19 protein-coding genes and 1 tRNA gene are annotated in these 17,660 nt (G+C 60.8%); 9 read left to right on the plus strand and 11 right to left on the minus strand.

The genetic code is table 11. From position 1 onward, the window contains the following. The first annotated feature begins 69 nt into the window (after positions 1-69). The gene (locus ACVWXC_RS05145) at positions 70-690 is read left to right on the plus strand and encodes a DUF3318 domain-containing protein (protein WP_011428942.1); all 621 of its coding nucleotides are present in this window, start codon (positions 70-72) and stop codon (positions 688-690) included. Here the strand turns inward: ACVWXC_RS05145 and surE are convergent. After that, on the minus strand, positions 673-1,404 hold the full coding sequence (gene surE, locus ACVWXC_RS05150) for a 5'/3'-nucleotidase SurE (protein ID WP_011428943.1): 732 nt from the start codon (positions 1,402-1,404) through the stop codon (positions 673-675). The genes ACVWXC_RS05145 and surE overlap by 18 nt on opposite strands. A 188-nt stretch (positions 1,405-1,592) precedes the next feature. Between surE and gap the strand changes: the two genes are divergently transcribed. After that, entirely contained in the window at positions 1,593-2,624 is a 1,032-nt protein-coding gene (gene gap / locus ACVWXC_RS05155; protein ID WP_099884412.1) for a type I glyceraldehyde-3-phosphate dehydrogenase, read from the plus strand. Here gap and folK read toward each other — a convergent pair. From folK to ACVWXC_RS05190, 7 genes are all read right to left on the minus strand, one after another. Next, positions 2,610-3,116: a 2-amino-4-hydroxy-6-hydroxymethyldihydropteridine diphosphokinase gene (gene folK / locus ACVWXC_RS05160; protein ID WP_457391462.1), complete on the minus strand. Its 507-nt coding sequence runs from the start codon at positions 3,114-3,116 to the stop codon at positions 2,610-2,612. The genes gap and folK overlap by 15 nt on opposite strands. A 6-nt stretch (positions 3,117-3,122) precedes the next feature. Further along, a complete protein-coding gene (folB, locus tag ACVWXC_RS05165) occupies positions 3,123-3,494 on the minus strand; it encodes a dihydroneopterin aldolase (RefSeq protein WP_099884410.1) in 372 nt (123 codons plus the stop codon). Beyond that, positions 3,481-4,350, minus strand: a complete 870-nt coding sequence (gene folP, locus ACVWXC_RS05170) for a dihydropteroate synthase (protein WP_099812642.1) — start codon at positions 4,348-4,350, stop codon at positions 3,481-3,483. Before folP ends, folB begins: the two co-directional genes overlap by 14 nt. A gap of 637 nt (positions 4,351-4,987) precedes the next feature. Next, positions 4,988-6,079 carry a redox-regulated ATPase YchF gene (gene ychF / locus ACVWXC_RS05175; RefSeq protein ID WP_099812641.1) on the minus strand — a complete coding sequence of 364 codons (1,092 nt, stop codon included), beginning with the start codon at positions 6,077-6,079 and terminating at the stop codon, positions 4,988-4,990. Between the two features lie 162 nt (positions 6,080-6,241). Further along, positions 6,242-7,636 (minus strand): 23S rRNA (uracil(1939)-C(5))-methyltransferase RlmD, encoded by a 1,395-nt coding sequence (gene rlmD, locus ACVWXC_RS05180; RefSeq protein WP_457391465.1) that lies wholly within the window; start codon positions 7,634-7,636, stop codon positions 6,242-6,244. Between the two features lie 187 nt (positions 7,637-7,823). After that, entirely contained in the window at positions 7,824-9,122 is a 1,299-nt protein-coding gene (locus tag ACVWXC_RS05185) for an O-antigen ligase family protein (protein WP_071813484.1), read from the minus strand. After that, complete coding sequence (locus tag ACVWXC_RS05190) at positions 9,115-9,480, minus strand: 2Fe-2S iron-sulfur cluster-binding protein (RefSeq protein WP_011428952.1); 366 nt, start codon at positions 9,478-9,480, stop codon at positions 9,115-9,117. Before ACVWXC_RS05190 ends, ACVWXC_RS05185 begins: the two co-directional genes overlap by 8 nt. Before the next feature lie 125 nt (positions 9,481-9,605). Here ACVWXC_RS05190 and ACVWXC_RS05195 point away from each other — a divergent pair, with 125 nt between their 5' ends. Continuing rightward, positions 9,606-10,058, plus strand: a complete 453-nt coding sequence (locus tag ACVWXC_RS05195) for a phosphomannose isomerase type II C-terminal cupin domain (RefSeq protein WP_457391468.1) — start codon at positions 9,606-9,608, stop codon at positions 10,056-10,058. Between the two features lie 7 nt (positions 10,059-10,065). Here the strand turns inward: ACVWXC_RS05195 and ACVWXC_RS05200 are convergent, their stop codons facing one another. Further along, positions 10,066-12,447 carry a M48 family metalloprotease gene (locus ACVWXC_RS05200; protein ID WP_457391470.1) on the minus strand — a complete coding sequence of 794 codons (2,382 nt, stop codon included), beginning with the start codon at positions 12,445-12,447 and terminating at the stop codon, positions 10,066-10,068. A gap of 180 nt (positions 12,448-12,627) precedes the next feature. After that, on the minus strand, positions 12,628-13,074 hold the full coding sequence (locus ACVWXC_RS05205; protein ID WP_011428955.1) for a Fur family transcriptional regulator: 447 nt from the start codon (positions 13,072-13,074) through the stop codon (positions 12,628-12,630). A gap of 326 nt (positions 13,075-13,400) precedes the next feature. On the opposite strand from ACVWXC_RS05205, the gene ACVWXC_RS05210 reads away from it, so the two are divergent. Together ACVWXC_RS05210 and ACVWXC_RS05215 are read left to right on the plus strand one after the other, a co-directional pair. Beyond that, the gene (locus tag ACVWXC_RS05210) at positions 13,401-13,781 is read left to right on the plus strand and encodes a hypothetical protein (protein WP_011428956.1); all 381 of its coding nucleotides are present in this window, start codon (positions 13,401-13,403) and stop codon (positions 13,779-13,781) included. A gap of 46 nt (positions 13,782-13,827) precedes the next feature. Continuing rightward, complete coding sequence (locus ACVWXC_RS05215; RefSeq protein ID WP_099812638.1) at positions 13,828-15,102, plus strand: D-alanyl-D-alanine carboxypeptidase; 1,275 nt, start codon at positions 13,828-13,830, stop codon at positions 15,100-15,102. A gap of 196 nt (positions 15,103-15,298) precedes the next feature. Here ACVWXC_RS05215 and ACVWXC_RS05220 read toward each other — a convergent pair. Beyond that, positions 15,299-15,371: transfer RNA gene (locus ACVWXC_RS05220), tRNA-Ile, on the minus strand. Positions 15,372-15,479: 108 nt separating this feature from the next. On the opposite strand from ACVWXC_RS05220, the gene ACVWXC_RS05225 reads away from it, so the two are divergent. From ACVWXC_RS05225 to ACVWXC_RS05240, 4 genes are all read left to right on the plus strand, one after another. Continuing rightward, entirely contained in the window at positions 15,480-16,133 is a 654-nt protein-coding gene (locus ACVWXC_RS05225) for a TMEM165/GDT1 family protein (RefSeq protein ID WP_099812637.1), read from the plus strand. A 369-nt stretch (positions 16,134-16,502) separates the two neighbouring features. Then, positions 16,503-16,973, plus strand: coding sequence for a photosystem I reaction center protein subunit XI (locus ACVWXC_RS05230; RefSeq protein WP_099812636.1), 471 nt, complete (start codon positions 16,503-16,505; stop codon positions 16,971-16,973). Between the two features lie 49 nt (positions 16,974-17,022). Continuing rightward, the gene (locus tag ACVWXC_RS05235) at positions 17,023-17,136 is read left to right on the plus strand and encodes a photosystem I reaction center subunit VIII (protein WP_011428960.1); all 114 of its coding nucleotides are present in this window, start codon (positions 17,023-17,025) and stop codon (positions 17,134-17,136) included. A gap of 333 nt (positions 17,137-17,469) precedes the next feature. Continuing rightward, the coding region (locus ACVWXC_RS05240; RefSeq protein WP_143597141.1) for a helix-turn-helix domain-containing protein at positions 17,470-17,660 on the plus strand (191 nt) is incomplete at its 3' end.

Below are 17,660 nucleotides of genomic sequence, written 5' to 3' on the forward strand. Positions count from 1 at the left end.
TGTTCAGGGCCGCAAGGCTGCCGGGGGGTAGGTGGGATCCTCTCTCTCCGTGCCTCTACAGGTAAAACTATGACCAGCCGCTCAGACTTCAAACCCTTGGAAACCTTTCAAAAAGAAGAGATCGAACGCTTGCGGGATCTGCTTCCCGCTTCTCTCCGGGCCTTGATCCGCGTTGTCCCCCACTCGGGAGGTGAGGCCCTGTTGTTCTCCCGCCGCAAGGCCCCTTGGCAGCCGCAGGGCATCATTGCCATCGATTTTCGCCGCTGGCAAGGGATCCCGCAGCCGCAGCGGGATCTGCTGTTTTTGCGGGAGGTGGGCTGGTTCGACAACCGCAACTGGCTACAGCCGGGGTTTTACCAGTCGCTGGCCTTGCTTGGTGGCATCACCACCGTGGCAGAGCTCTCTTTGCAGCACCCGTTTTCTGCCCTGTTGGCGGGGGGCATCACGGCGCTCTCGGTGCGGCAGATCTGGCAAAACCTGAATCGGGAGAGCGCCCATTTCGATGCCGACGAGTTTGCCTTGCGCCGCGCCCAGTTCCGCGGCTACACCCGCCAAGAGGCAGCCCAACACCTAGCAGATGCCCTGGAGCAGGTTCTCAAGCTGGATCCCACCGATATCCTGACGGCACTGCGGCTGCAGCGGCTGAGAACCATCGCCCGCAACCTCACCCCCTCACCTGGGAGCTCCTGAGCACAGGTGCACCTGGGTGATGGCGATCCGACCGGAGAAGCAGATATCGGTATCGGTCTGGGGATCGCGGGCTCGCTCTGCGTAGCGCCCCTGGTAGCGAAACCACAGCGATGCCAAGCCTTCCCCCTCTGCTTCTACGGCGTAATCGAGTGGCAGCGGCTGCGTGCAGAGGGGGCAGTAAACTCGCTCCGGCAAAGGGGATCCCGGTGGCAGGTGGGGCAAGTTGACATTCCAGAAGGAGCCGGCTGGCAGGGGTTGTTCCATCAGCTCGGCCAGGATCTCCCGCGTCCACCGCTGGGCCTGCTCCCAATCGATGGGTTGGCTCCCTGCCCGATACTGGGAAATGGCGATCCCTCCGATCCCACGCAGCGCCGCCTCCCGCACCGCCGCCACCGTGCCGGACAAGTACACATCCGATCCCAGATTCCCTCCCTCGTTGATGCCAGAAAGCACCCAATCCACGGCAGGGGCGAGCTTAAACAGGGCCACCCGCACACAGTCGGCAGGGGATCCCTCGACGGCAAAGGTGCGCTCGCCGCGGGCCCAGGCGCGAAAGGGCCGCCCCGTCGTTACCTGGTGGCTACAGCCGGAAATCGGCTGGTGGGGGGCCACAATCCAGCAGTTTTCCTCGGCAACGAGAGCGCTGAGGGCCAGTCTGAGGTGTGCCAGCCCCGCCGCCTCGATGCCATCATCGTTGGTCAGCAATACCTTCATCTGAATTCCTCTACCGGCAATTCCTGGGTTAGCCTAAATCGCAAATCTCCGTTGGGATCCAAATCTGGAGATCTGAAGTGCAAAGGCAAGGCGGATCCCGTTCTTCTTCTAACCTATCCCTAAGGGGTTGGCGTCTCCTGCGCCGCAGCTCTCGACCCATGACCATGAACTGATACCGGAGGATTGCCATGACCACACGGGTAGCCATCAACGGATTTGGCCGCATTGGCCGGTCGTTTTTGCGGGCGCTGCTCTCCCAGCCGGGGCGAGGGCTGGAGGTGGTGGCGGTTAATGATCTCACCGAGCCGGAGAACTTGGCCTACTTGCTGCAATTTGACTCCGCCTACGGGCGCCTGCCCCAGACGGTGAGCGTTGTGGATGGCCACCTGCAAGTCGGCAGCCACAAGATCCGGGTTCTGGCAGAACGGGATCCGGCGCAACTGCCCTGGAAAGACCTCGGGGTTGACCTGGTGATAGAGTCCACCGGCCTGTTTACCAAGCGGGAGGGGGCGGCCAAACACCTAGAAGCCGGCGCCAAGAAAGTGATCATCTCCGCCCCTGCCAAAGGCGCCGACCTGACGGTGGTGATGGGGGTTAACGACGACCAGTACGACCCAGAGCGGCACCATATCGTCTCCAACGCCTCCTGCACCACCAACTGTCTGGCGCCGCTGGCCAAGGTCTTGCTGGATCGCTTCGGCATCGAGACGGGCTTTCTCACCACCTGCCACGCTTACACCGCCACCCAGGCCATTGTGGATCGCCCGGATCCCAAGGACTATCGCCGGGGCCGCTCGGCGGCGGTGTCGATTGTGCCTTCCACCACTGGGGCAGCCACGGCAGTTGCCGAGGTTTTGCCTGCCCTGAAAGGGAAGATGGACGGCCTGGCGCTGCGGGTGCCCACCCTAACCGGCTCGATTGTGGACTTTGTCGTGCGCACCGAGCAGCCTATCACCAAAGAGGCGGTCAACCAAGCTTTTGTCGAGGCTGCTGAGGGGCCGATGCGCGGGATCCTGGCCATTGCCCCGCCGCACATTGTCTCGGCCGATATCATCGGCGATCCCCATTCTTCGATTGTGGATCTGGAGTCGACGATGACGCTAGGGGATCGCACAGTGAAGGTGCTCTCCTGGTACGACAACGAGTACGGCTATGCCTCGCGGCTGGTGGATCTGGCGGCGAAAATGGCGGCTGCGCTAAAGAGCTCAATCCCAGCCTAGGTCAGTGCGCTCCAGCCAGGAGCTATCCAGGGCAGCCAGCGCCTCAGCTGCGGCTATGCCGGTTTCGGGGTGGCGCCAATGGGGAGCAATCTCGCACAGCGGGGCCAGGACAAAAGGGCGCTCCATCATGCGAGGGTGGGGCAGGGTTAGCTCAGGGCTCTTCAGGATCCGGTTGCCCATTGCCAGCAGATCCAAGTCCAGGGTCCTGGCCTCCCAGCGGCTGCGCCGCACTCGCCCTGCCTCCTGCTCGATGGCCAGCAGCGCCCTCAGCAACTCCAGGGGCGATTGGTAAGGGGGAAAGGGATCCAACGCCACCACAGCATTGAGGTAGTCGGGCTGGCCGGGTGGCCCCCCTTGGGCGGGGCTGCGGTAGAGGCTGGAGCGAGCCACCACCTGGCCCAACCTGAGCAACTTCTGCCCAGCCGAGCGCAATTGCTGCAGCGGATCCCCTAGGTTGCTGCCCAGGGCAATGTAGGCTAGGTCGGGCTGCATCGAGGGTTAGCTATTGGGAGAACGGTGGCGGACAATCTCCACGTAGACATCGTCGAACAAACCGGGCAGGGGGGCCTGTGGCTTGTGCACCCGCACCGTCAGGGCTTCCACCTGGGGATAGCTTTGCCACAGCCGCTCAGCAATCCGGTCTGCCAACGTCTCGATCAGCCGGTAGCGTCGCTGGGTTACCTCTTCCCGCACCGCCTCGTACACCTGGGCGTAGTCCACTGTGTGGGCCAGGTCATCCGCTTGGGGAACCCAACCAAGCTGCATCTCCACATCCACCACAAAGCGCCCTCCCAACACGGCCTCCTCAGGACGATAGCCGTGGTGGGCATGGAAGCTAAGACCCCGCAGCACCAGCCTAGTTGGGTTCATCGTGGAGACCTGCCCAGGCCGCCAGAGCCGAGACATGAGCGGGGACGTTGTGCACCCGCACCAGGGTAGCGCCCCGGCTGGCGGCAAAGAGGTGCACGGCTACGCTGGCGCTATCCCGCTCTCTAGGCACAGCAATGCCGGCAAGCTGGCCAACAAAACTTTTGCGCGAGGCTCCCACCAGCACCGGGTAGCCATAGGCCACCAGCCGCGGCAGCGCTCTGAGGAGGGCAATGTTCTGCTCGGCGGTTTTGGCAAAGCCCAGGCCGGGATCCAAAACCACGCTGGGAACACCGGCTGCCAGGGCCCGTTCCGCTTGATCCTTGAGAAACCCAAAAACTTCTCCCTCCAGATCCTCGTAGTGGGTAAGCTGCTGCATGGTGCGGGGCTCTCCCCGCATGTGCATGATGATTGCCGGCACCCCCTTCTCGGCACACAGCTGCATCATCTGCGGATCGCGCAGGCCGGTGACGTCATTAATCATGTGCGCTCCAGCCGCCAGAGCTGCCGCTGCCACCTCCGTTCGGCGCGTATCGACGCTGATGAGAATGCCGGATCCCTCTAGAGCCCGAATCACGGGCAAAACCCGGTCGCATTCCACCTCCACCGGTACCGGCTCTGCCCCCGGACGGGTGGACTCGCCGCCGATATCCACAATCAAGGCCCCCGCCGCTGCCATGGCTCTGGCTGCCTGCACGGCAGCTTCCACGGATCCCCACTGGCCGCCGTCGCTAAAGCTGTCGGGGGTTACATTGAGTACCCCCATCACCGCCACACCCCGCCAGGAAAGGCAGTACCCCTCCGGTGTTTGTTCTGCCCCAGGCAGGGGACGGCGAGAGAGCAAGCTGGTAACGCCCATAACTCCTGCAAGCTAATTCGCTGTCAGAGCAGCCGCCCCAGATAGGACCAGCGCGTGCCTAGCTGAATTCTAGAAGTAGGGAAGCGCAGGGGGCAGTAATCTATACAGATCCCTCGCTCCGTTTGTTTTGGGGTATTCCTAGGTGTCTCCCGTGAAGGGGAGGAGTGGCTGCGTGGCGCGGGCCGCGGTTGTGTATCTGCCTTGGTATGACCCTCAGTTGGTTGAGTGAGTGAGGGGAAACGTCACCTGAGGTCGGCAAAAAGCCATACCTAGGAGGGATCCCCTGCCAGCCTAAGGCCAAGGAGTAGCCTTAGCTCGCAGAGGAACCCCTCCCGCTTGAGCTAAAACATGATGTCGTCTTCCGAACGACCCCAGATGCACCAGATGATGGAGGCAAAAATTGCTAGGTAAACCCAGGCCATCGGCCCGTATTGCAGCAGATCCATCAATACATCCCTTAAAGTACTTGTTTATCTAGTCCAATTATTGTGATGTTTCGTTACAGCGTCAACAGTTTTCTCAGGAAAACGGTTGCGTCAAGCAGACCCCTTGGAAGCAGGGATCCCTGGCTAGATAAGTCGTTTTGCCTAGAGGCACTGCTGAGAAACCACGGCTTGGCTGAATAGGCTAGGGAGTCCTAGACATGGAAACGGAAGAGCATCACATCTCCTTCCTGAACCACGTAGTCTTTGCCCTCGCTGCGCACTAGGCCCTTCTCTCGGGCGGCACTCAGGGATCCCGCTGCCACTAGGTCCTCATATGCTATCGTTTCCGCCCGGATAAAGCCCCGCTCAAAATCCGAGTGAATGACCCCCGCTGCCTGAGGAGCAGTGGCACCGGCAGGGATTGTCCAGGCGCGGGTTTCTTTGGGGCCGGAAGTAAAGTAGGTGCGCAGGCCCAGCAGCTCGTAGGTGGCGCGGATCAAAGATTTCAGCCCCCCTTCTTTCACCCCCAGCGAGTCTAGATAAGCCTGTCGCTCTGCAGGCGGCAGCTCCACCAATTCCGCCTCCACCTGGGCTGAGACCACCACCACACGCGCCCCTTCTGCCTGGGCCACTTGCCGCACCTGCTCCACCCACGCGTTGCCAGTGGCCAGCTCCGTTTCCGCTACGTTGGCGGCATAGATCACCTTCTTGCGGGTGAGCAGCCCTAGCCCTTTGATGGAGGCCTCCTCTTCTGGGCTGAGGGGCACCAGGCGGGCCGGCTTGCCCTCGTCCAAAGCGGCCTGCAGCTTCTCCAGGGCCTGCAGCTCTACTTGAGCCGTTTTGTCGGACTTGGCCTGTTTGCGCACCCGTTCTAAGCGCCGCTCGATCTGGGCCAGATCCGCCAGGGCCAGCTCCAGGTTAATCACGCCCATGTCTCGCACCGGATCCACGGAGCCGGCCACATGCACGATGTTCTCATCTTTGAAGCAGCGCACCACATGTACGATGGCGTCCACCTGGCGGATGTGGGAGAGAAATTGGTTGCCCAGCCCCTCGCCTTTGCTGGCGCCGGCCACCAGGCCAGCAATGTCAACAAACTCAATCTGGGCGGGGACGATTGCCGCCGAGCCGCTGATCTTGGCCAGCACCTGCAGGCGTTCATCCGGCACTGCCACCCGTCCTATGTTGGGCTCAATGGTGCAAAAAGGGAAGTTGGCCGCCTCGGCCTTGGCATTTTCGCAGAGGGCGTTAAATAGAGTCGATTTGCCCACATTGGGCAGGCCAACAATTCCAGCTCTGAGCATCGAGATCGCGGAAGAAAAACTAGGGTAATGGAAAGGGATCCGTTGCGAAACTTTAAGGTCACTATTTTGACTATTTTGACGTTAGCATTTGTCGCCTCTGGCTGCTGCGTTTACCAAGAGGGCGGCTCTGCGGCAAGCTGGGCAAGGTTTTTGGAGTTGCCCTCAGACCCGCTCCAAAAAGGCCACCCCCTCTACATGGCCTGTTTGGGGAAAGAAGTCGGCCGCTCGCCATTGGGTTAGGCGGTAGGATCCCTCGGCCATGAGAATTTGCAGGTCGCGCGCCAAGGTGGCAGGGTGACAGCTAATGTAGACAAGGCGCTGGGGTTGTCGCTGCTTTAGGATCTCGAGTACCTGCCGCTCGCAGCCGCGCCGCGGCGGATCCAACACCACAATATCGGCAGGAGGCAGAGTTGGCAAAACCGTTTCCACTGCGCCCTGGAAAAACTGGGCCGAAGTGATGCCGTTGAACTGGGCATTGTAGCGGGCCTGGGCCACCGCCGCCGGCAGGACTTCCACCCCTATCGCCCGTTTGGCCCGCCGGGCCAAGAGCAGGGTTAGGGTGCCGATGCCACAGTAGGCGTCCAGGACGATCTCCTCGCCGCGCAGCTGGAGCTGATCCACTATCCAGGTAAAAAAGGCCTCTGCCTGCTCCGTGTTGACTTGAAAGAAGGAGGTGCTGTCAATCCAAAAGGAAAGACCGGCCAATTCTTCCCGCAGGGATCCCCGTCCGGCAATCACCTCCGTTTGCGGGCCAAAGATGGTGTTGGTGCGGGCCGGGTTGAGGTTGAGACAAACCCCCACCAGGTCGGGGTAGCGCTGCATCCAGCGCTTGGCCCACCTTTCTAGGTGGGGCAGGTCGCGGCTGCAACTGACCAAGGTGAGGAGCACCTCGCGGGTGCGGCGACCAATGCGCAAGCCCAAGTGACGCAGATGGCCCTGGTGGCGGCTTTCGTCGTAGACGCTCCAGCCGGCCTCCTGCAGATCCCGCTTAATTTCCCGTAAGAACACATCCAGCCGCTCGTCCTGCACAGGGCACTGGTTGAGGTTCACCAGGCGGTGGCTGCCCGGTCGGTAGTAGCCCATGCGCAGCGGCTGGCCCTCTGCTTTGGCAATGGGGTAGGTGACCTTATTGCGGTAGCGCAGCGGCTGCGGGGATCCCAAAATCGGGACAGGCTCCGGCAGAGTAAGACCGCCAATTCGTTCCAGCGCATCCCTGAGGATCTGCTGCTTGGTAACCAATTGCTGAGCGTAGCTGACGTGCTGCCACTGACAGCCACCGCACTTGTCCGCCACAATGCAGGCCGGCCGCACCCGCTGCGGCGAGGGAGCTATGAGAGAGCGAATTCGCCCGACCAGATAGTTGCGCTTGATCTCAGTTATCTGAGCCACCACGCGATCCCCTGGCACCGCTTGGGCGACAAACACCACCCGACCCCGCCCGTGGCCAAGCGTATGGGCAATGCCATCGCCCTCAGGGGTTAGGTCGGTGATCTCCAGGGATAGGAGATCCCCCGGCTTGATGGGATCAGGGGCCAGAGAAGGGATTGGCTGCTCCATGGAAAAAGGTGGTTGACGTTCTCCCCAGCCCTATTCGCGCAAGCGGGACAGAGTCCTCAGGGCGGGGCCTGCGCCGCCAAAGTTTTGGTCAATCGAAATCGGGTGAGACCATCCAAAGCTAAACTCGATACGTAAGAAAATCCGGCAACCGAAACAGAGTAATCCCAGAAAACCCAAGGGAGGAACTCTATTGTGGCATTGACCGGGGTGCCTGGGGATCCGCCGGAACCCTCTTTGCCTGGCTGCAGCGGAGCTCGAGGCTGGCCCCCCAAGCTGCGCCCAAGAGCAAGGTGATCAACAGGTGAAGGCGGCCATCCAAGATCACCACATCCAAAAGCCCCGCAGCAAAAAACGCCGTCAAGGCCAGTAGAACTCCCAAGAGGATCTCGTCTTGGGAGCAACGCCAGGCTCGCCAGCCCCGCGCCAAGATCCAACCCCAAAGGGCCAAGTAGCCCAGCAGCAGAGGGATCCCGCCTTCTGCCGCCAGATGGAGGTACAAGTTGTGGCAGTGGCCCAGCAGCTCTGGCGGATCCTGGGCATTGTAGAGGGCAGGAAAGCTCTGCCAGCCCCAGCCGGTCAGGGGCCGCTCCCACACCATCTGCAGGGCAAAGCGCCAGGCATCGAGGCGGTTGGCCGTCGAGCTGAAATAGGGGGCCTGGGGGTCAAAGGTGTCTGCCAACCGGCTCCAGATCAAGGAAGGGACAACCGCCCGCCAGCCGGGCCAGTCCAAAGCAGCGGCCAAGCCGGCTAATCCCAAGCCGGCCAGGAAGGCGAGCCCCCACCAGCAGCGCCGCAGGGCCAGCCCAATCAGTAGCGCCAGCCCCCCTGCCCCCCAGCCGTTGCGGGAGGCTGTCAGCAGCAACAGCAGGGATCCTAACCCCAGCAGCGCCGCCAGCCCTGCTCTGGTGGGGTGAGATTGAGTTGCCCCCCACAGCCCCGCCGCCAAGCCCAGATGGATCACAAGATAAATGGCCAGGAGATTGGGGGAGGTGAAGGCTGCCGCCGGGCGCTCCCCACCGGCCACGCCCGTAATCCAGAGCGGCCCCAAGAAGAGATGCCCCTGCCACCCCCACAGCACTTCTCCCCAGCCCAAGAGCAGCATCAGGCCACTGCCCAGCACCAACACCTGCGCCAGGCAGCGGCGGCTGAGGGGATCCCTCAGCGCTGCAGCAAAGGCCGGCAGCATCAGGAGAAAAGGCCAGTAGTTGAACATCCCCGGCAAGCTCAGCCGCCAGTCCTCCCCCAGCAGCGCTGTCACCACCACCGCCAGGCTCAGCAGGCCCGCCAGCCAAAAGCCGGGATCCCGCCGGATTTGCTGCCAGTAGCGGCCATAGCTTTGCACCGTCCCCACCACCGCCAGCAACAGACTAGGGGCCAGGTTGACCGGGATCAGCGCCGCCGAGCCCAACAGCCAGCCCTGGAGCTGCCAAGGCCGGGGGGACGGCGGCAGGTCTTTAGAGGCAACTGAGGCAGAAAAATTACTCATCGTCGAGGGGGATCCCCGCTCGTACCCGCCCCTGGCCAAAGTAGCGGCCAAACTGCAGCTCGTACACCTCATCTTCATCTTGCGTTTCCACCCACAGCTCGGAGCGGGCATAGCCCACGCACAGCAGCCCGTAGCCCTGCTCCTTCAGCTCCCGCGAGATCCCCATTGCCTCCGGCTGGTAGAGGGATCCCTGCCGGATCCGCACCGCACAGGTGGTGCAGGCGCCGTTGCGACAGGCAAAGGGAAGCTGGATCCCTTGGGCTTCGGCAGCCTCCAGGATATATTGGTCGGCAGGCACCTGGATGAAGTAGTGGGCGTCTTTCTGGCGGTCGTGGATGTGAACCGGGTAGGAATGCATGGAGAAGAAGGGCCTTTTCCCCCGATGAGGAGACTTCTCCATGATCCCACAAGATTTGAGTGGAGTTGGGCTACTGCCCAGCTCCATAGGATAAGCTGAAGGCAGGGCCCCCAGGAGAGCAGCCTATGCTAGAAACTCCCAATTCCCCCATGCCCTCAGTGGAAAAACTGCCAGCTACCTTCTCGGCTGAAGTTTTTAACAAGCTCATCGAGAGCAATACTGAAACTCGTCCCTGGGGCAGCTTTACGGTGCTGGACGAGGGCCCCTGCTACAAGATCAAGCGGATTGTGGTGCTGCCCAAGCATCGCCTCAGCCTGCAGATGCACTACCACCGCAGCGAACACTGGATCGTCGTGGCCGGCACCGCCAAAGTGACCTGCGGCAACGAAGAGCGGCTGATCACCACCAACCAGTCCACCTACGTGCCCCCCTGCACCAAGCACCGCCTGGAAAACCCCGGCGTCATCCCCCTGGTGATCATCGAAGTGCAAAACGGCCAGTACCTGGGCGAAGACGACATTATCCGCTTCAGCGACGACTACGCCCGCGCCGACAGCGGGCAGTCGACCTCATCCTGAGCCCGTCCTAGAAGGGGAAAACGGTCATCAGCAGCAAGGCGGCCATCAAGCCCAGCGCCACCTGCACCGCCTGTCCAAAGGCCGGATGGCTGGTCACCACTTCGCCATAGCGGCTCTGGAAGCGGGACAGATCCAGGTAGGGAGCTATCCCCCGCCGGAACCATCCCACCACCGTCCCTTCTTGACCCACCAGCCTGCCTGCCCGGCTGGCCCCAAACAGGAAGTTGCCCAGCGGCCCAAACCGAGAAACATAGCGCAAGAAAATCATCCCCGTCTCATCCTGGAACTTGAGATCTGAGCCGAAGCGATAGCCCGCATCCCCCCGCCCGATCACCCGCCCCTCTAGCTGCATCGGCAAGCCGCGCAAGGGGCTGGCGTAGGGGTTGCTCAGCGCCTTCAACACCGTCAATGCCGGCGGGTTTTCCAAGCTGGGGTACATCACCGTCATCTTCAGCAGCAGGCCCAAGCTGGCTCCCGCCAGAACCAGGCCGGCAAACATGCCGTAAGACCCCGCCTGCAGAGCGGGGATCCCAAGCACCATCCCCAAGATCGCCCCCAGCCACTCGGCGTTTAACAAAACCACGTCCAGAAGAAAATTGCCGTAGAGCTGCTGGCGGTTGAGCTGCTTGCCCTGGGCCACCACGCTGGCCATGTCGAACTCCACCGGCAGATCCAGTTGTTCGGCATAGGTGCCCAGCGCCCGCACCCGCTTGCCGGTGAGGGGATGGGTGGAGTTCAGCTCCATCCACCCGGCCCAAGGGTTAAACAGATCCCACAAAAACACCCTGCCCACCTGGCTGGGATCCGCGGCCACCCGGTAGGCTGTCCCCGCCATCACCGCCGCCTTGGCATCGTAGATCCCCAAGGCCCGTGTGCCTTCCAGCAGGCGAGCGCTGCGCTGTCGGGTTTCCTCATCCTGTTGCCGCTCCCCTTCTTGCACAATGCCAAAGGCTATTTTCACCAGAGCCCGCGAGAGGGCATTGGGGTTGCCGGTGATTTCGGCGGCAAAGTGATCGGCAAAGTACTCCCGCACCCGCGACAGGTACAGCACCAAGTAGGAGCCGGCCACGTAGAAAAAGTAGGCGACCAGAGCCAAGGAACCTATGTTTTTGCCCCCTCTGCGGTCTCGGCGCGTGTCGCGCAGGTAGACGTAGAGGAGGTAGAGAATCTGCACCAACGTGGAAGCCAGGGTCATGACAGCAAAATCCCAGTGGATCACATGCCCCAGCTCGTGGGCATAGACCGTGGCCACCTCCTCATCTTCCAAGTAGGTGAACAACCCTTCGCTGACGACGATGCGGGCCGTATCCGGCAGGCTGCCATAGGTAAAAGCAGTAGGGTTTTGGTCGCGGATCAAGCCCAGCTTCGGCTGCTTCAGCTTGTACTGGCGACAGACGCGGGCGATCACCTCCGCGCTCTCTGGGCTGCGACGCCCAATTTCCGCCAAGCTCACCCACTGGGTGCTGTAGAGGCTGTGCTGGATCCAGTCCATCAACCAGGGAGACAAAAAGAAAATGAGGGCGTTGAAGGCCAGGGTGAGCAGAACGGCGGAAAGAAAAGAGCCAAAAGAGAACCCCCCTTCCAAGGTGCCGAAAACGGCCAGGGCCAACACAAACACCATGCCGAACAACAGGCTCAGGGTCACGCCGGCGGCCAGAGTGAGGTTGCCAGCAAAGCTGGCCAAAACCAGCGAGACCCCTGTCTGAGGAGCGCGGTACCGGCGTCGGGTCTGACCGGTTCTGAGATTGGAGGTGGCGGGATCCAAGTCGGCCAAGGCGCGGCTGGGGTTGAAGCAATAGCGGCTCAGCCAAACGCTCAACAGGCGCAGCTCGTGGGGATTGAGGCTTTTCAAGGGCTCTAGCCACAGGGCCGCATCCACCGACAGCATTGCCGTCGAGACAGCACCGGGGTTGCGGAACAAGGTGGGCAACAGGGGCAGCACTTCTTCCTTTTGCCCAGCGGTGAGGTTATGAAAACCCAAGACCGCCTGGCGCACCACGCTGGAGGGTTGAGGCAGGTCAGCGGTGAGCAACTGGCGGTCTTGGACAAAGCAATAGCGGCTGAGATCTGGACTGTCGGCGGGATCCCCCCTGCCCGTCGCCGCTTCCGGAGCCAGCCTCACCTGAGTTTTCCAGTTGGCCTGCTGTTGGCCGATGGGGCGGCTGTAGAGAGCCAAGCGCTTGACTTGGGGATAGCGGCTGGGAATTGCCTTCTGGAACCAGGCCGTCAGCCTCTCATGGTCGAGAGCAACGTGAGCAGGGTGGTTGATCATGATCACCAAAGCGTAATCCCCAGGACTGCTTTGGAGGGGCTGGGCCTTCACCTGAACTCTCAGACGCAGGTCTGCCAGAGCTTGCTCTAGCCACTGCGCCAATTCCTGCTCGTTCATGGCCGTCTCCCGGAGGGGGTAGGGTAAGCTGAGCTATTGCTTCAATTGCCAATGGCTTTCGACTTTACAGCGGCTATTCTGGCATTTTCTCTACCAAGGGATCCCCATCTCCCCCCAAACCCAGTACAGAACGCCCAGGGCAAGCATTTATCCAGGAGCTGAGCTGCAGAAATTGTTTGGCTACAAGATCGAGCGCTGTCCCTCCGGGCTGATGCCGATGATGGTGAGCTGGCAATCCAGCACTTTAAAGCCGTACTTTTCAGCCACCTTCTGGCTGATATTCAGGATGGCGTTGTTTTTGAACTCAATGACCTTGTTGGTCTTGATGCACACCAAATGGTGGTGGTGGTGGGGGGCCGGCTGGTTGATCTCGTAATGCTTGTGGCCTTCGGTCAGTTCCAGCTCGCGCAAAATGCCCATGCGCGCCATCAGCTTGACGGTGCGATAGATGGTGGAAAGGCTGATGTTGTGGCCTTCTTCCCGCAGCTTTTTGTGCAGCTCCTCGGCGCTCAGGTGAGTCCCCTCAGGCAAGTTTTGAAAGGTCTGGAGGATGATTTCCCGCTGCCGAGTGGCTCGCCAGCCTTTGGCATTTAGCTCCGCTTTGAAGGCTTCTTCCGTGTAGACCATGATGCCCCCCTCCGCTGTTGGGCAACGTCGCCGTAACAGTCAATAAGTTCTGTAATTGATAATAGCCTCATTTAAGATAGCGCCACTGACTTTCGGCTGCCAAAGGGATCCTGTTGCCTTCTTGAGAAGCAACGGCAGCGCCTGGGCCGGCAGAAGAAGGGGTGCGGGAAACCGGATCCCGCGTCTATTGGAAATGAGCTAGCCTACAGGGTATGCCCAGGTGGCCTTATAGTTCGAGTGAGTCTGGGCTAACATAACTCGGGAAAAGGCCCGCGGCATCCCGGCGGCGTTGCTAAGCGTAGTCAATACGGGAAGGGAAAACAAAGATGCGGTTTGAGCAGCCCAAAACCTATTCCATTTCTCTAACCGGCTGGGGCTTCTGGCTGGGATCCCTGGCCTTGGCAGCTTTGCTGACCCGTGTCGGGCTGGGGTGGCTGGTCGCCGGGTTGGTGGCTCTGTTGCTGTTCTTGCTCTCTCTGCCGGTGCTGGTGCTGCTGGCCTTTCGCTGGTGGGCGCGCCGCTGGATCGCCACGGATCGCTGCCCGGTGTGTGGGTCCGAGTCTCAGGCCATCGAGGGCAGCCGCTTCTTTTGCCCCAGTTGTGGCGAGCCGCTGTTTGTTGCCGATGGCCATTTTTATCGGCAAACGCCCCCCGGCACCATCGACGTGGAGCCGCTAGAAGAAAGCGGCTGGGAGTTGCCAAGCTGAGGGCTCCGCTCTGGGGGTGGGTTGGCGTTTTTAGAGGGCATTTTGGGTGAAAAGTGCTCCGCAACGCTATTGCCAACGACAGCGGCCGGGCTGGCGGCTGGTTGCGATCTGGGGGGGGACGCTCTCGGCGGCGTTCCTTCTGCTGAGCTCAGCTCAGGCGACGGCGCAGGGATCCCTGCAACCTCAGGTGGAGACCTACCTGGCCCAGTTGAGCGGCCGCGGCTTTGCTTCCACGGCCCAGGGGGTTTGGCTGCAGAGGGGCGACGAGGTTTTGGGGCAACATCAGGGATCCAAGGCTTTGCCGGCGGCCTCCCTGACCAAGGTGGCCACCACCCTGGCTGCTCTGCAGCAGTTTGGCCCGCACCACCGCTTTGTGACCACCTACTTGGCAACCGGTTCGCTGGGAACGGACGGAGTTTTGCAGGGCGATCTCTGGGTGCTGGGGGGGGAGGATCCCTTCTTTGTCTGGGAGGAAGCCTTCGCGGTGGGGAACGCCCTCAACGCCCAGGGGATCCGCCAGGTGCGCGGGGATCTGGTGGTGGTGGGCCGCTTCTACATGAACTTTTCCCGGGATGGGGCCCGTTCGGGATCCCTGCTGCGCCAGGGGCTGGATGCCCGCCTCTGGCCCCCGGAAGCCCAGGCGCAATTCCAGACCTTGCCCCCCGGCACCCCCAGGCCGCAGGTGGAGATTTTGGGGTCGGTGCGAGTTGCCCAGCAGATCCCTTCGGAGGCCCAGGTCTTGCTCAGGCATGAGTCGCCTCCCCTCATTCACCTGCTCAAGCTGATGAACCTCTACAGCAACAATGCCATGGCCGAGATGCTGGCAGAGGCGGTGGGAGGAGCGGCCCAGGTTGCCCAAATAGCCCGCGCTGCAGCAGGGATCCCGGCAGAAGAGCTGCATCTGATCAACGGCTCGGGATTGGGGGTGGAAAACCGCATCTCCCCGCGGGCTAATGTAGCCATGTTGCGGGCAACCCAGGCGTTGCTGGAAGAGCGCGGCTTGTCGCTGGCGGATGCCTTTGCCGTCGTCGGCCAGGATGTGGGCGTGCTGGAGCGGCGGCTTCTGCCGGGGATCTTGATCGCCAAGTCGGGCACCCTGAGCGGCGTCAGCACCTTGGCGGGCGTGTTGCCAACTGAGCGGGGCGATATCTGGTTTGCCGTCATGAACGGCGGGGCCAACTTGGCCGACTTGCGCACCTGGCAGGGAGAGTTTCTCAGCCGGCTCCAGTCCCGCTGGGGATCCCCCGCCGCCTTGCCCGAGCGCTGGCTGCCTCGTCCCTTAGATACGAGATCCCGCAGGGAGTCGAGCCCTCGCCTTTGACGGTTTGCCTGGGAGGGGTCGCCTCAGCAGCAAAGCGCCTGGGGATGGCAAACCCTCGCAAGCCGGTTTCAATTCAGCCAGAAGCCGCAGGAGCCCCGCCCCCCAGTCCCCCCGTGTACGGGGGGATATAGGGGGGATTGAGGGGGCAGTCGGAGTCGGGTAGTTTACAGCCCTTCTCCGGAGAAGGTTGCGGCGATGGGGCGTACAGGAATCGAACCTGTGTAAGGCAAATTATGAGTTTGCTGCCTAAACCGCTCGGCCAACGCCCCTTCTTCTTCTACTTTTTACTCTAGCGCCCTTGTTCTTTCCAGAACCGGTGAAAAAGAGCCCCGCTACAGGATAAGCTGCATGTCGGTGGTTAGCGGACAGCAGAGACCATGGCATCAGCGCGTTCCTGGCAGAGGCAACTGGCTTTAGGCTTGGGGCTGACTGCCTTATCCTTGGTTCTCGGTTTGGTTTTTTGGGCCGTTGGGCAGCACTATCTCCCCTGGAACGAAGCCGCCTCTGTGGACTGGCAACCCACCGGCCAGAACCTGGCTCTGTCTCCTGCCCTGGAAGCGCAGACGGTGCCGTCCCCCCCTGAAGCGCCTTCCGCCGTCAACAACCCGCCAGAGGGATCCCCGCTACAGCTCTGGCTTGTTACCTTTTTAACCGTGTTTGTGGCGGAGATGGGCGATAAGACTCAGTTGGCCACCTTGCTCATAAGCGCCCAGTCCAAGTCTCCCTGGGCGATCTTTTTCGGCTCTGCCAGCGCCCTGGTGACCGCCAGTTTGCTCAGCGTAGCCTTAGGGGGATCCCTGGGGCAGGTGATCCCGGCAGCCTGGCTAGAATGGTTGGCTGGCCTCGGCTTCCTGGCAATCGGGAGCTATGTTCTCTGGCGAGAATGGCAAGGGAAGCGTGAGCCCTCTGGAGGAACCGAGGATGGCCTGCCAGGGAAAATTGACACTCCCACCCAGGGGATTCTTACGCAGCCCAAAATGGACTCGCGAAGGCGCTGTCAAGACGCCCCTAGACAGTCCTTTGAGGCATAACCTCAAAGTTCTGCTTACTTCGGACTTAAGTTCCTCCAGGTTAGTTATTGCCGCGCGGGTTTTGCACCGCAGTAGGTTGTTTTCCTGGAGAAGCTCTGTACTAACTATAACAAAGAAGCAACTAAAGTTGCTCAAGGGCTTTTCCGCCGCGTACTAAAGTACGGGGCTACCAAGCTATCCTTTTGTGTAGCGCGGCTCGCAGTTGCATTCTATCTTCTGGGGTGGCACGGCGTCGTTGAACCAAAGCGCGAGGGTCTGTATCTCTGTTAAGCAAGCATGAACTTTTTTAACGATCCGGATAGCGGCTGCTGAGAGGAGAACTGAGGCCCCGTAGAATGAATCCCAAAATTCCAGCCAGGATCTTCGGACATGGATTACATTCGCACCTTTAACGACGATCCCTGCGAGGGCCATCTTTCAACGCCCATCAGTGACTCTCCTCTCACCCGTCTGTTTATCAACAACCTCCCCATTAACCGGCCTGGCCTATCGCCGCTGTTGCGAGGGCTGGAGATTGGGTTGGCGCATGGCTATTTTTTGGTGGGGCCAGAAATCGTGGTGGGCCCGCTGCGCGACTATCCTGAGGCAGCCAATTTGGGCGGGCTGGTCACGGCGATGGCGATTGTGCTGCTGGGAACCGCCTGTATGTCCGCCTATGGCAGCGTTACCTTTGGAAACAAGCCGGAAACGCCGGGCGCCAATCCTCTATCTACGGCCCGTGGCTGGGGGGATCTGACAGCAGGATTTTTCTTGGGAGGTATGGGTGGCGTGTTTGCTGCCTACTTCTTGTTGGAGAACTTTGCCGGGATCGACGCCATCTTTCGAGGGTTGGTGAATTAAGGTTAATTGAGTTGTCAAACTTGTCAAGGCACTGGAGAGGAGCAAGATCATGACCGGTTCTTACGCTGCTGCTTATCTTCCTTGGATTTTCGTCCCCATTGTCGGTTGGCTGCTGCCGGCAGTAACCATGGCTGTGCTCTTTTTGTACATTGAGCGCGACTAACTGGTTCTCATCTCAATGGGTTTCGGAAGAGGGATCCCTAGCTAGACAAGGGATCCCTCCCTTTTTGGCACAGCGGCTGTTTCTGGACGCGCTGCCGTCTTGCCTGGGGCAGTACCCGACCAAGGTTGGGTCTTCTTGCTTTTGGGAAAGGGGAACTTCCAAAGGACTTTAGAGTGGAGCAGGATCCGGCGAGCTGATCCCATACCAACAAGGAAAAGGGAAGCTTGCGCAACCCCCTTTCAACTTTTAACGAGAAGAAGAAGTCGATGGCCAGCCTTACAGCCTTTTAATTTAAAATAGGGTACAGGTATTCAAGAGGAAGGAGAGAAAGGAATGCCGACTCATTCTTTGGATTTGCGGCAAAGAGTTGTAGCAGCCTATCAGGCAGGTAACACCTCCATCCGCCAGGTAGCTAAACGCTTCATGGTGACCAAAAGAACAGTACACCGCTGGGTGCGTCAGTACCAACAAACTCAAGATTTAGCCCCTAAGAAAGCAGGCACCAAGCGAGTGGGCATTTTGGA

It is taken from the genome of Thermostichus sp. OS-CIW-20, assembly GCF_054061455.1.